General features: G+C 68.9%; 17 protein-coding genes. 11 read left to right on the top strand and 6 right to left on the bottom strand.

Annotated features, from left to right (window positions below; all coding sequences use genetic code 11):
* Positions 1-797: 797 nt before the first annotated feature.
* Both Aut01nite_RS06490 and Aut01nite_RS06485 read right to left on the bottom strand, forming a co-directional pair.
* A complete protein-coding gene (locus tag Aut01nite_RS06490) occupies positions 798-1,604 on the bottom strand; it encodes a GAF and ANTAR domain-containing protein (protein WP_043529779.1) in 807 nt (268 codons plus the stop codon).
* Positions 1,605-1,674: 70 nt separating this feature from the next.
* On the bottom strand, positions 1,675-1,857 hold the full coding sequence (locus tag Aut01nite_RS06485; protein WP_043529781.1) for a hypothetical protein: 183 nt from the start codon (positions 1,855-1,857) through the stop codon (positions 1,675-1,677).
* A 286-nt stretch (positions 1,858-2,143) separates the two neighbouring features.
* On the opposite strand from Aut01nite_RS06485, the gene Aut01nite_RS06480 reads away from it, so the two are divergent.
* Positions 2,144-2,344 (top strand): hypothetical protein, encoded by a 201-nt coding sequence (locus Aut01nite_RS06480; RefSeq protein ID WP_236643011.1) that lies wholly within the window; start codon positions 2,144-2,146, stop codon positions 2,342-2,344.
* Position 2,345: 1 nt separating this feature from the next.
* Here the strand turns inward: Aut01nite_RS06480 and Aut01nite_RS06475 are convergent, their stop codons facing one another.
* Entirely contained in the window at positions 2,346-2,867 is a 522-nt protein-coding gene (locus Aut01nite_RS06475; RefSeq protein ID WP_173476725.1) for a DUF1360 domain-containing protein, read from the bottom strand.
* Entirely contained in the window at positions 2,864-3,112 is a 249-nt protein-coding gene (locus tag Aut01nite_RS06470) for a DUF6158 family protein (protein WP_052164273.1), read from the bottom strand. Before Aut01nite_RS06470 ends, Aut01nite_RS06475 begins: the two co-directional genes overlap by 4 nt.
* A 91-nt stretch (positions 3,113-3,203) precedes the next feature.
* Between Aut01nite_RS06470 and Aut01nite_RS06465 the strand changes: the two genes are divergently transcribed.
* From Aut01nite_RS06465 to Aut01nite_RS06455, 3 genes are all read left to right on the top strand, one after another.
* Positions 3,204-3,629, top strand: a complete 426-nt coding sequence (locus tag Aut01nite_RS06465) for a hypothetical protein (protein ID WP_043529854.1) — start codon at positions 3,204-3,206, stop codon at positions 3,627-3,629.
* Positions 3,630-3,649: 20 nt separating this feature from the next.
* Positions 3,650-3,967, top strand: coding sequence for a DUF3817 domain-containing protein (locus tag Aut01nite_RS06460; RefSeq protein WP_043529787.1), 318 nt, complete (start codon positions 3,650-3,652; stop codon positions 3,965-3,967).
* Positions 3,968-4,285: 318 nt separating this feature from the next.
* Complete coding sequence (locus tag Aut01nite_RS06455; protein WP_043529789.1) at positions 4,286-5,248, top strand: C40 family peptidase; 963 nt, start codon at positions 4,286-4,288, stop codon at positions 5,246-5,248.
* 152 nt (positions 5,249-5,400) lie between these two features.
* Here the strand turns inward: Aut01nite_RS06455 and Aut01nite_RS06450 are convergent, their stop codons facing one another.
* Positions 5,401-6,402: a sigma-70 family RNA polymerase sigma factor gene (locus Aut01nite_RS06450; RefSeq protein ID WP_043529791.1), complete on the bottom strand. Its 1,002-nt coding sequence runs from the start codon at positions 6,400-6,402 to the stop codon at positions 5,401-5,403.
* 526 nt (positions 6,403-6,928) lie between these two features.
* Between Aut01nite_RS06450 and Aut01nite_RS06445 the strand changes: the two genes are divergently transcribed.
* Positions 6,929-7,618 carry an SDR family NAD(P)-dependent oxidoreductase gene (locus Aut01nite_RS06445; RefSeq protein WP_043529793.1) on the top strand — a complete coding sequence of 230 codons (690 nt, stop codon included), beginning with the start codon at positions 6,929-6,931 and terminating at the stop codon, positions 7,616-7,618.
* A gap of 83 nt (positions 7,619-7,701) precedes the next feature.
* Here the strand turns inward: Aut01nite_RS06445 and Aut01nite_RS06440 are convergent, their stop codons facing one another.
* Positions 7,702-8,382, bottom strand: coding sequence for a dTMP kinase (locus tag Aut01nite_RS06440; RefSeq protein ID WP_043529795.1), 681 nt, complete (start codon positions 8,380-8,382; stop codon positions 7,702-7,704).
* 140 nt (positions 8,383-8,522) lie between these two features.
* Here Aut01nite_RS06440 and Aut01nite_RS06435 point away from each other — a divergent pair, with 140 nt between their 5' ends.
* The 6 genes from Aut01nite_RS06435 (at position 8,523) to Aut01nite_RS06410 (ending at position 12,152) form a co-directional block, all read left to right on the top strand.
* On the top strand, positions 8,523-9,098 hold the full coding sequence (locus Aut01nite_RS06435) for a nucleotidyltransferase (protein WP_043529856.1): 576 nt from the start codon (positions 8,523-8,525) through the stop codon (positions 9,096-9,098).
* 9 nt (positions 9,099-9,107) lie between these two features.
* Positions 9,108-9,356: a hypothetical protein gene (locus Aut01nite_RS06430; RefSeq protein WP_043529797.1), complete on the top strand. Its 249-nt coding sequence runs from the start codon at positions 9,108-9,110 to the stop codon at positions 9,354-9,356.
* Positions 9,353-10,096 (top strand): metallophosphoesterase family protein, encoded by a 744-nt coding sequence (locus Aut01nite_RS06425; protein ID WP_043529800.1) that lies wholly within the window; start codon positions 9,353-9,355, stop codon positions 10,094-10,096. The genes Aut01nite_RS06430 and Aut01nite_RS06425 overlap by 4 nt, the downstream gene beginning before the upstream one ends.
* 41 nt (positions 10,097-10,137) lie before the next feature.
* Positions 10,138-10,281, top strand: coding sequence for a GPGG-motif small membrane protein (locus Aut01nite_RS06420; protein WP_173476724.1), 144 nt, complete (start codon positions 10,138-10,140; stop codon positions 10,279-10,281).
* Positions 10,282-10,436: 155 nt separating this feature from the next.
* The gene (locus tag Aut01nite_RS06415; RefSeq protein WP_043529802.1) at positions 10,437-11,390 is read left to right on the top strand and encodes an MHYT domain-containing protein; all 954 of its coding nucleotides are present in this window, start codon (positions 10,437-10,439) and stop codon (positions 11,388-11,390) included.
* 66 nt (positions 11,391-11,456) lie between these two features.
* Positions 11,457-12,152: an HD domain-containing protein gene (locus tag Aut01nite_RS06410; RefSeq protein ID WP_236643012.1), complete on the top strand. Its 696-nt coding sequence runs from the start codon at positions 11,457-11,459 to the stop codon at positions 12,150-12,152.
* Positions 12,153-12,155: the final 3 nt, after the last annotated feature.

Raw genomic sequence — 12,155 nt, 5'->3', positions numbered from 1 at the left:
TCGACTGTCTCGACACCAACGGCATTTTGCGGGCAGTTCCGTGAATACGACCTTGCGGCAATTACGGGGGTGATTAGCGGTTGCAACCAGACCGTCCCCAGCCAGGCGGACCTCTGTGGCCACGGACGACAGCCCCTCCCGTGGTCATGAGACAGTCAGCCCTACCGTCCCCGGCACACGTGGTCACGGAACGGTCCCCACCCCGTGGCCTTCGGGACACGTGGTCACGCAACGGTCCCCACCCCGTAGTTTTCCAGTGTGCACGTGGCCACGGAACAGCCCGCAAAATGCCGCTGGTGTCGAGGCGAGTGATTTTTCGACGCCCAGTGGGGTTTGCTGGGTGGCGGAAAATCGCACGCCTCGACACCAGCTTAAAGGCATTTTGCCGCGGAGCGAAGCGGAGCAAAGCTAGCACAGCTCCGTAAGTAAATCGGATACCGCAATCCGCGGGCAAGAAAGCCAGCTACCGTAATTCGCGGGTGAGAAAACCAGCACGCCTCGCCCCACGGGTGACCAAGCCAGCACACCCGATCTCGCGGGTGAGAAAACCAGCACACCTCGCCCCACGGGTGACCAAGCCAGCACACCCGATCTCGCGGGTAAGAAAGCCAGCACGCCTCATCCTCGGGCGACCAAGCCGACACGCCTCGCCCGGTAGGCGGCCAACCCGGCAAACCCGCCCCGCCGATGAGATCACCATCAGACCACGCACCCCGGGTGATCGAACCGGCACACCCCGCCCCGCGAATGGCCCGGTCCGCCTTCTCGGCATCTGGGGTGAGTGGGCCGTGGTCAGGTCATCCGCTGTTGCGGGCTGCTGCGGTCACCAGGCGGGTGGCGACGGTGGTGCGGTCGAGGCCGAGGCGCTGGGCGCTCTCTTGGAGGATGGCGTAGGCCTCTTGGATGCCGCAGCCGCGTTGGGCGATGATCACGCCGACGGCGCGGTCGACTTCGGCGCCTTCGGTGAGGGCTTCGCGCCGGTGCAGTTCGCCGATCAGGACTTCGGCTTGGCCGGCCAGGGCCATGGCGGTGACGAGGACTTCCGGGTCGACGTCGCCGGCGTGGTCGAGGTAGACGCTGAGTGCCCCGACCGCGGTTCGGCGTACGTCCAGGGGGATCGCGGCCAGTCCGCCCAGTCCGTCGGTTCGGGCGGCGTGGGCGAGTTCGGGCCACCGTTCGTCGGTTGTCAGGTCGCCGGAGGTGATCAGGGTCCGGGTGCGGGCTGCTTCGAGTCCGGGTCCGGTGCTTCCGGCGTACTGGAGTTGGTCGAATGTCTGCCCTGCCTGTCCGGCGGTGGCCGCGGTGAGGGGCCCGCCTTCGCCGATCAGCGCCACCGAGCATCGTGCGACGCCCGGCAGGGCGCCTGCCGCGAGGGCGGCGAACCGGTCGAGGGCTTGGGTGAGCGAGTCGGCGGCGAGCAGGCGCACGGTCAGTTCGTGCAGCAGCCCGGCTAGTTCCACCGGATGCGGCCCGCTGGGCGGGGCGGCGTGTGGGGCCGCTGACCGGCGCGGCGTGGAGATGGTGGACGTGCCGTCTTTGGGGGTGCGCCGGGTCAGCCGGGCGCCACGCTGCGCGGCCGGGACACGGCGTTTAGGGGCAGACACTCGACGGATATTGCCACGTCTATCCGGAAACGTGCGCGATCAGGTGCCCCATTAGGGGGGTGTCCCGGGTTCAAACCGACTCGTCGGATGTTCTGCGCTCAAGGAATGAATCAGGCGCGGCCGTGGGATCGTCGGTGCGTTCGTCGGAGTCCGCGAGGATGGCTTCGGCCTGGGCTTGCGGGTCGGCGCTGCCGGCGGCGCGTTCTTCGGGCAGCAGGTCGGCGGCACGGCGTCCGGTGCGCTCGTCGGTCATGGTGTCCGGGTACCCGGGGGCGGGGTGGGGAAACTTTTGCGCCGCCTCTCGGGTGTTCACCCGAGAGGCGGCGCGAATGCCGGTGTGCAGGTCGCCTCGCGGCGAGTGGCTCAACACGGCTCCAGCCGAACGGTATTCCGTGCAGGCGTTGGGTGAGGCCCGGGGACACTGGGCACACCGGCATTCGTTCACAACCGTCGGCACCGGTGCGGGATTCCGTGAGTTGTTGTGACCTGGGTTACACTCCTGGTGTTTGGCCGGCGGCCCGGCGGGTAGTCCACCGCCCGTGACCGACGACATCCGTGAGCTGGACGCCTTCCTGGACACCGCCTACGACGCCCAGGAGCGGCTGACCAGCGGAGACCTGCAACGACGTGCGATCGCCGCGGATCTGCCGGCGACCGTGCTCACCCGGATCGACGCGCTGCCCGAGGGCGAGTACGCGCAGGACGAGGCGGCCGAGGCCCTCCGCGCCCTGCAGTTCTGAGTCAGTCCCGTTCCGCGTGCTTCTTGGCGATGCAGTACGCCATCTGCAGGAAGTCCGAGGCCGCCGTCGCGGTCAGCGCGGTGGCGGCCAGCCGGGTCAGCCGGGGTGCCAGCACCAGGCCGCCGGTGAGCGCCGTGGACACCCAGACGGCCAGGCAGAACGGGCAGGTGACCAGTTCGCCGATGCTGTGCCGGACCGGGCTGCCCTCGTCGCGTACCTCCTCGTGCAGTTCGGCCGACCCGGCCGGCGCGGTGTAGCGGGTGAACGGGGCGCGCAGCGGGCTGGTCACCGCTTCCTTGGCCACCAGCCGGCTGAGTTTGTGGGTGGCGATCGACACCAGTGCCACGTCGCCGAGTCCGGGACGTTCGGGCACTGGCCGGCCACTGATCCGGGCAGCCGCGGCCAGTGCCCCGGCCATCGTCCCGAAGGCGCCCATGGCGACCAGATATCCGTCGAGCGGCCGGTGCTCGTGCGGGGCGTAGGCCTGCGCGAGCCGGGCGATCCGTTGGCGCAGCGCCATCAGAAGGCCTGGGTGAGCCGGTCCGGGTCGACCTCGCGGCCGGGGAACCGTGCCATGTATTCGGTCTCCAGTTCGGCAGTGCGTTTGAAATGGTTGTCCAGGGCGGCGTCCGGGCCGTGCCGCAGGGTGTGCAGGCGGGTCCGGTAAAGGCTGCCGAGTTCCCGGAACAGGTCGTCGTCGGACAGGCCCGCCGGGTCGACGCCGGTGTCGAAGGCCACCGCCGCACCGTCCTCGAATCGCGCTTCCATCGTGATGCGCCTCCTATCCGAATGGGTAAGGTCTCGCCAGCACGGGTTGCCCCGGCTAACGCCCACCAAACCCGCCGGTACGCTCGTGTACATGAAAGGGCTGTGGACTCCGGCGTGGATGGCCCGCCATCTTCTCGCGCTCGTGATGACCGCGACCTGTCTGGCGCTGGGCTGGTGGCAGTTCAGCCGCGCCGCCGACGGCAACTCGATCAGCTGGGGCTACATGTTCCAGTGGCCGGTCTTCGGCGGCTTCGTGGTGTTCATCTGGGTGCGCGAGATCCAACTGGCCCGTCGCCGGGCGGCCGGCCTGCCGCTCACCGAGTCGGAGGAGACCCCGCCGCCGGCCGAGCCCGGTGCGCCGGTCACGCTGGGCCGCCCGGTCCGGGTCGAGGTCCGGCCGCGGGCCGACGCGGCGCCGGATCCCGAACTCGACGCCTACAACGACTATCTGGCCTGGCTGGCCGCCCATCCCGGGGCCCGGCCGACGGATTACCCCCACCGCGTCCCCAACACATAGGCAAGAAGGAGTCACCGGCCGTGCAGGGAGCTCTCACCCGTTACCGGATCATCGCCTGGATCGTCGGCATGCTTCTGCTCGTGCTCACGGTCGGCATGGTGATGAAGTACGGGCCCCCCGACAACCCGGTCGTGGTCGAGACGGTGGGGCAGCTCCACGGTTTCCTCTACATGGTCTATCTGGTGTGCACCTTCGACCTGTCCCGCCGGGTGGGTTGGCCGTTCAAGCGGATGATCCTGGTCATGCTGTCCGGCACGATCCCGTTCCTGTCGTTCTGGGCCGAGCGTCAGGTGACGCGTAACTGGGTCCCCACGGCTGAACCGGCACTGAGCGAATAGTCCGGGTAAGCGCGGGGAATTCACGCTCAGCGGCGAGCGAATAACAGCCCGTTATCAGGATTAAACGCGCAAGCCCGGCTATCGGGAAATTTCACTCGGCGGGGCCTTGATTTCTTTTCTTCCGCCGATAGGTTAATGCGGTTGGTCCGGTCCGCAGCCACAAACCTCCGGTGGCGCCGGCCAACGCCGCCGAAACACGCGACGAGCCGGCGCCTCTTCCTCGAGGCCGGCGGCCGTCGTGGGACCGGGCCTCTCTTCCCGCCCGGACTCCCCCAGCGACCAGGTCGGCGGCCAAGCGGAAGAAAGGCCCCCTGACCAGTGCCACACCCCCGAACCCGGTTCCGGGCTCTCGTGGTCGCGCTGACGGCATTCGCGATCACCGCGTCGGGAGCGACCGCCGCGAACGCGGCTCCGTCCCCCGCCGAGCTCACGAAGAAGATCGAGGCGGCGTCCACGACCCTCGAGAACGTCACCGAGCAGTACAACAAGCTGCGGATCGACCTGAACAAGACCAAGGCCGAAGCCGTCAAGCTGGAGAAGTCGCTGAAGCCGGCCCAGGCGGCGCTCGCCGCGGCCACCGTCAAGGTGGACACCATCGCCGACACCACGTACATGCAGGGTCGCATCGGCCCGCTCGCGGTGATCGCGAACGGTGACTCGCAGAACCTGCTGGAACGGCTGGCCACGCTGGAGCAGATCGCCCGCTCCAACCAGCAGGACATCGACGCCTACACCGAGACGACGCAGTCGTTCGCGGAGCGCAAGGCCGCTCTCCAGCAGACCCAGAAGAAGCAGAACGCTCAGGTCACCGAGCTGGCGACGCGCAAGAAGAAGATCGAGGGCGACCTCGAGAATCTGTACGACATGCGTGAGGCCGCGTACGGCAGTCCCACCGAGGACACCGGGTCCTACACCGGCGCGATCCCGAGCATCCCGGGTTCCGCCGGCAAGGCCGTCACCTTCGCGTTCAACCAGATCGGCAAGCCGTACGGCTTCGGCGACGCCGGCCCGGACTCGTACGACTGCTCGGGTCTGACCTCGGCGGCCTGGGCCGCGGCCGGCAAGTCGCTGCCGCACAACGCCGCCGCGCAGTACAGCGCCACCGCCCGGATCAGCAGATCCGATCTTCAACCCGGTGACCTGGTGTTCTACCGCAATAACGCCCATGTCGGGATCTACGTCGGCGGCGGCAAGATCATCGACGCGCCGTCGGCCGGCCGGGACATCCTGCACCGCACGATCGACATCATGACGCCGAACGGCTACGGCCGGGTCAAGTAGGCGTCGGTACGGCTGGTTCTCAGGGCTGTCTCGACGCCGCTGAGACAGCCCTGAGAACCAGCCGTACCAAGACAGCGGCACCAAAAGGCCGGCGCCCCCGAGGAGGGGGCGCCGGCCTTGATCGTTTCAGAGGGGTTGGGAACGGGACGGGATCAGGCGGCGGCCAGACCCTCCGCGCGGGCCAGCTCACGCAGCCGGCCGAGCGCCTGGATCTCCAGCTGACGGATCCGCTCGCGGCTCAGCGAGAAGCGGGACGCCACCTCGGTCAGCGAGTGCTCGCGGCCGTCCTCCAGTCCGTACCGCGCCCGCATGATGCCGGCCGACCGGTCGTCCAGGTGGTTGAGCAGGCCCTCGATGCGCTGCCGCTCGAGCGCGTTGAGGACGATCTCCTCGGGGCTGGGGGCGTCGCTGTCGGCGACCAGGTCACCGAGGTTGGTGTCGCCGTCGTCGCCGACCGGGGTGTCGAGCGAGACGGTGTCCTGCGCCCAGCGGGTGAGCTCGTTGACCCGCTCGACGGTGACGCCGAGAGCGGCCGCGACCTGCTCCGGCTCCGGGTCGCCGCCCAGCTCACGGACGAGCTGGCGGGTGACGTTACGCATCCGGTTGACATCCTCGACCAGGTGGACGGGGAGCCGGACGGTGCGTTCCTGCTGGGCGATGGCGCGGCTGATCGCCTGGCGCACCCACCAGGTGGCGTAGGTCGAGAACTTGTAACCGCGCTCGTAGTCGAACTTCTCGACGGCGCGGACCAGGCCGGTGTTGCCTTCCTGGATCAGGTCCAGCATCGGCATGCCGGACCGCACGTAGCGGCGTGCGATCGAGACGACCAGTCGCAGGTTGGCCCGGATGAACAGATCCTTCGCGCGCTGGCCCTCGGTGACGAGACGCTCCAGCTCCTCCCGGCTGACGCCGCGACGCTCCTCGCCCGTCTCGAGCAGGTGCTCGGCGTAGAGTCCCGCCTCGATCGCCTTCGACAGTTCGACCTCACGAGCGGCGTCCAACAACGGCGTCCGGGAGATCTCGTGCAGGTAGACTCCGACGAGGTCGCGCTCTTCGGCGACCTGGTCGGTACGCATCACGGTGTTCTTCTCCACGTTGCCCACGGTCCCCTCATTGCCGTCACTAACCCTGTTACGGGCATTACCTGCGTCCATCAGCCCTCTCCCGTAACGTCCGCAGCTCGTGCATTGCGGTTGCTGACATCTACACAACAAATTGCCGACTCAACTGATTCCAGCTGGTGGGTCGAAAGTGTCACGAATGCCTGGGTGCTACCTGAGAGCCCAGTGCGCGGTACCTGAGTGCGGCATCTTCGCGACCGTCCTGCTGACGGTCGGATACCCTTTGCGCGACTCATAACACCATCGGCCTCTCATCGTCACAGCGACGGCCATCACCCTGGACTCCGCGATGCTCGTCACCCCGGAGTACGGGCTCCACGCCCGCGGGGTTCATGTGCAGCATCGGCCGCGCAACGACAAGCCTGAAACAAACGCCCCGCGAAAGATCTCCGGTCCCTCCAGGCGGACGGGACCACCGGTCACAATGCGCCTTGTCACGTCACACTTCAGTCGCCCACATGGGTGACGCCCGCCGAGCACGGAACATTCCCAGGTGAGAGCCGGTCCGGCTGGTAAGTGAGGAAGAGCACAGCCACGGCGGTGTGACAGGCTGCTCGCCATGACGGCGACGCGTACAGCTCTGGTGACCGGTGGCACAGGCGGCCTCGGCGCCGCCACGATCAGCGCTTTCACGGCCGCGGGTTGGCGCGTGGTGGCGCCGGTGCGGCCCGGTTCGGCCGACCGGCTGCCCGGCGGCGTGGTCGCGGTCGAGGCGGATCTGATGGTCGAGGCGCAGGTGCGGGCGGCGGCCGAGGTGGCCGGCCGGGACCCGGCGGCGCCGCTGACGGCGGTGGTGAACCTGGCCGGTGGGTACGCCGGCGACGGCCTGATCGCCGACACCCCGGTGGAGAGGTTCGAGGAGATGCTGACGCTGAATCTGCGGCCGACGTACCTCACCACGGCGGCGGCGCTGCCGTACCTGATCGGCGCCGGAGGCGGCTCGGTCGTCTGTGTCTCGTCGCGGGCTGCGGTGTCCCCGTTCCCGGGCGCCGCCGGTTATGTGGCCGCCAAGGCGGCCGTGCTGGCGTTCGCCGCCGCGGTCGACGTCGAGTACCGCAAGCGGAAGGTGCGCTGCAACACCGTGCTGCCCAGCGTCATCGACACACCGGCGAACCGGAAGGCCATGCCGGACTCCGACCACGGCCGCTGGGTGAGCCCGGCCGCGATCGCCGACGTGATCCTGTTCCTGGCCTCGGACGCGTCGGCACCGACCAGTGGCGCGCAGATCCCGGTTTACGGTCAGGCCTGACCCGGCGCGATCGGCCGCCGGTGTGATGGGAGCCGGTCGCCGACGCCCGCGGTCTTTGCGGGGGCCGGGGACCGACTGGCATCTCACCGGTTACAAGGCCAATCGCCGCGGAGCGAAGCGGAGCCATCAAGCACAGTCAAAATGGCCTTGGTGACCTGCTCGGGCGTGTCGTTGGCGTCGATCACCACGAACTCCGGGTACTCCGGGAGCGCGCGGTAGGCGCCGGCGGCGGTCCGCAGGTAGTCCATCGTCTCGGTGTCGTAGCCGCGCCGCTCGATCCGGTCCTGCGCCACCGCCGGATCGACGGACAGCAGGAACGTCACGTCCGGCCGGGGGAACATGCGGTAGGCGAGCCGGGCGAAGCGCTCCGCGGACGGGCGGGCGCCGTGGGCGCGGAGGCTCGCGTACTGGCAGACGGCGTAGCGGTCCATCACCGCGATCTCCCGGTTCACCGCCCGGCGCAGCAGGGTGCGGGCGATGGCCAGCCAGCGCAGCAACGACTCCAGCAGCAGGGTGCCGCGGCGGCCGAACAGGTCTTCGGCGTCCGAGCGGCCGAGGAAGTGGGCGATCCGCCCGAACCAGTGACGTCCCCCGGCGTTCTGCCGGTAGGCCGCCGGGAAGCCGGCGGCGAGCAGCTCCGCCGCGACGACACGCGCCTGAGTGGTCTTGCCGGAGCCGTCGATGCCGACCAGCGCGACGGTGCGGGGCATGCGGCGAGGAGCGCGGTCGGCGGAATCCGGATGGGACTGCGCGAGGGGGGCCATACCCACTGACGGTAGCCCCCTTCTGCACGCACCGTTCCCCGCCGCGGGCTGTCCTTTTCCTCCAGAATGTTCGCAAGGGGTTCAAGGTGCGGCGACTCCGGGTAGTCGTTCAGGAACTGGACAACGGACAGGAGGTCGGCATGCCACACCGGGTGGACGAGGGCTTGGCCATCACCTTGAAGCGCGTCGCCTCGACGCTGAAGAGCGCGGACATCCCCTTCGCACTGGGCGGGAGTTTCGCGGTGTACGCCCGCGGCGGGTATTCCAGTGATCACGATGTGGACTTCCTGATCCGCGAACAGGACAAGGACCGCGCGTTGCAGGAACTGGCCGCGGTCGGATTCCAGACCGAACAGCCCCCCGAGGACTGGCTGGTGAAGGTCTTCGACGAGGGCCGTATGGCGGACCTGATCTACCGGCCGGTGGAGTCGCCGGTGGACGAGGAGACCCTCGCCGACACCGAGCAGATCTCCGTCGAGGCGATCTACATGCCGGTGCTCTCGGCGACCCGGCTGATGGTGCACAAACTGCTCAGCTACAGCCAGCACTACTGCGACTTCGCCACCGGGCTGCCGGTCGCCCGGTCGCTGCGCGAGCAGATCGACTGGGAGCGGGTTCGCCGGGAGACCGAGAACTCTCCGTACGCCGAAGCGTTCCTGGTCCTGCTGGACCGCCTGGACGTCGTGGCTTTCCCCGGGGAGCGGGAACTGAGGTAAGGGGATGAGATGACCCATCAGATCGATCTCGAAGCCGAGATCCAGCGCCTGCTCACCGAGCACGAGCGCATCGCCGAGCAGGGCATCACCGTGCACCGCCGGGAGAACGTGGTGGTGCTCGGCGGGGAGGTGGAGAGCGTCGAGCGGCGCGACGAGATCTGCCGGCAGATCACCGGCCACTTCCCGGAGATCGAGATCACCTGTGACATCGGCATCACCCGGGCGCAGGCGCCGAGCGAGGTGGAGGAGATTTCATGATCCGGATCGCCGCCGTGGGCGACGTTCACGTGGACAAGGACGTGGTGGGCCGTTACCGGCCCGCCCTGGAACAGCTGCCGGACCGGGCCGACGCGCTGCTGGTGGCCGGCGACCTGACCCGGCACGGCACCCCCGAGGAGGCGAAGTGCTTCGCCAAGGAGTTCGGCGGGCTGGCCGTGCCGGTGGTGGTGGTGCTCGGCAACCACGACCACCAGACTGATCAGCAGGAGCAGGTCACCGAGGTGCTGACCGACGCCGGGATCACCGTGCTGGAGTGCTCGGCGACGGTGCTGGAGATTCGCGGGCACCGGCTCGGGATCGCCGGCGCCAAGGGGTTCGGCGGCGGCTTCGCCGGGGCCTGCGCCAGCAACTTCGGCGAGCGGGAGATGAAGGACTTCGTCGGCACCACCGAGGCCATCTCGGCCCGGCTGGGCGAGACGCTGCGGTCGGTCCGGTGCGACGCGCTGGTCGCCCTGACGCACTACGCCCCGGTGCCGGAGACCCTGGTCGGCGAGCCGCTGGAGATCTACCCGTTCCTCGGCTGCTACCAGCTGGGGAACGCGATCGACTCGGCGCCGACCGCGCTGGCCCTGCACGGGCACGCGCACCACGGCTCGGAGCGTGGGCGTACCCCGGGTGGGGTTCCGGTCCGCAATGTCGCGCATCCGGTGATCAAGCAGGCGTACAACGTCTACCAGTTGCTCACCGACTCGGTGGACTCGGAACTCGTACCCGTCTGAGCCAGGTTTCCGGATTTCGGGGTTCGGGTATCCGACAAGACATGGACCTGTTGCTCTGGATTCTCGCCGTTGTTCTCGTGGTCGCCGGTGTGCTCGCGCTTTTCCGGCGGCAGATCCTCTGGGGTGTCGTGCTGATCATCGTCGGCCTCCTCGTGGGCCCCGGTGGCGTCAGCATCTTCACCTGATCCCCCTTTTCACCGCACCGATGACCTCGAACCGGGGTCGCCGCGGCCCGGTCCTTTTCCGGACATGGCCTCGGTGACTCCGGTTCTTCTCTTTCGTGCGCCACCGCACACGCGGTGCGATGTCGGTCCGCCGAAATCTGACTCAATCCCCTTCCGTGGCCGACGTTCATCACTTCACCTACGGCGCCTACAACCCGATAGCCGCCTATCTGCTGGCGTTCCTCGGTTCCTTCCTCGGTCTGCTCTGCACCGGCCGGGCCAGGGACGCGCACAACCGCAGCCGCCGCAACCGGTGGCTGGTGATCGCGGCCTTCGCCATCGGAGGCGGCGGCATCTGGCTCATGCACTTCTCCGCGATGCTCGGCTTCGACGTGCCGGAGAGCCCGGTCCGTTACGACCTCCGCCTCACCCTCCTCAGCCTGGCCTTCGCGGTGCTGACCGTCGGTGTCGGCCTGGTGCTGGTCGGGCACGGCAAGCCGAGCCCCGGCCGGACGATCGGCGCCGGCCTGCTCACCGGTACCGGTGTGATCGCCATGCACTACACCGGGATGGAGGGCATCCGGCTCTCCGCGACGATCCACTACTCCCCGCTGCTGGTGGTCGCCTCGGCGCTGATCGCGATCGCGGCGAGCACGGTGGCTCTCTGGTTCGCCATCTCGGTACGCGGCTGGGCCAGGGTCACCGGCGCCGCCGCCGTGATGGCCGTGGCGGTCTGCGGCATGCACTACACCGGCATGGCGGCCATGTCGATCGAGCCGCACAACGGTGGCGCGGAGGCCGGCGGCATCCGCCCGCTGACCATGCTGGTGCCGATCATCGTGATCACCACGGCCACCATCGTCGGGGTGGCGCTGAGCGCCCTGCAGGCGATGACCGAGGAGGAGTTCACCGACGGGGCCGGCACCCCGAAGCGCGGGGTGCACGCCGACCCGACCCCGCCGTGGTCGCTGCGGCCGTCGTCGTCGATCAGCGCCATGCGGATGACCCCGGCCGCCCGGGCGGTGGCCACCGGACGGGCGACGGCCCGTCCCTCTCCCGGGCCACGCCCGACGCCCCGGCCGTCCCCCTCTCCCGCTCCGGTCGTGCCACCGGCCACATCCGGCGGCTGATCGAAGCCCATCGCCGCCCGACATCCGGTATACCTGGTCGTCATGGCGCCAAGGATGTTGCTCTCGATGCCACTGCACGCCATCACCGAGGTGTACGGCGAAGCCGGCCTACGTGACCGATTCGCCCTGGAACTGGAGTCGTTTCCGGCCGACGAGCGCAAGAAGCTCACCGAGGCCCTCGACCTGGCCTCCGACCTGCACGCGGCCGACCGGCGGGTCCGTGAGCCCTATCTGAACCATCTGCTCCGGGTCGTCATCCGGATCATCCGCTACTACGGGGTGCGCGACATCGACGTGCTGGTCGCGGCGCTGCTGCACGACGCGGTCGAGGACCATCCCGCCGAGCTGGGCGGGGTGGAGCCGGACGCGCCGTGGGCCGTGCGGAACGGGGCGGCCCTGGCCGAGCTGTCCCGGCGGTTCAACCCGCGGGTCGCCGAGCTGGTCCAGTCGGTCACGAACCCGGAGTACGACCCGCGGCGCGACAAGCACGAGCAGTACCGCACCCACGTGGCGGAGAACCTGGAGAACGACCCGTGGGCCCGGGTGATCAAGATCTCCGACTTCACCGACAACGGGGTCGGCGTCATCCACACCACGCTGGACAAGGCGTACCGGTCCGCCACCAAGTACCGGCCGCTCGTCCCCAAGTTGCGGGAGCTCATCGGCCGGCCGGACACCCCGCTCTCCACCCAGGCCAAGGAGCACATCCTGGATCAGCTCGACCTGGCCGAGGAACGGTTCGCCGCCATCCTCGACGATTGACCG

This window comes from Actinoplanes utahensis (genome assembly GCF_016862455.1).
GTDB lineage: Bacteria > Actinomycetota > Actinomycetes > Mycobacteriales > Micromonosporaceae > Actinoplanes > Actinoplanes utahensis.
Note: the sequence above shows the minus strand (reverse complement) of the source record. Positions and strands in the feature narration are given on the sequence as shown.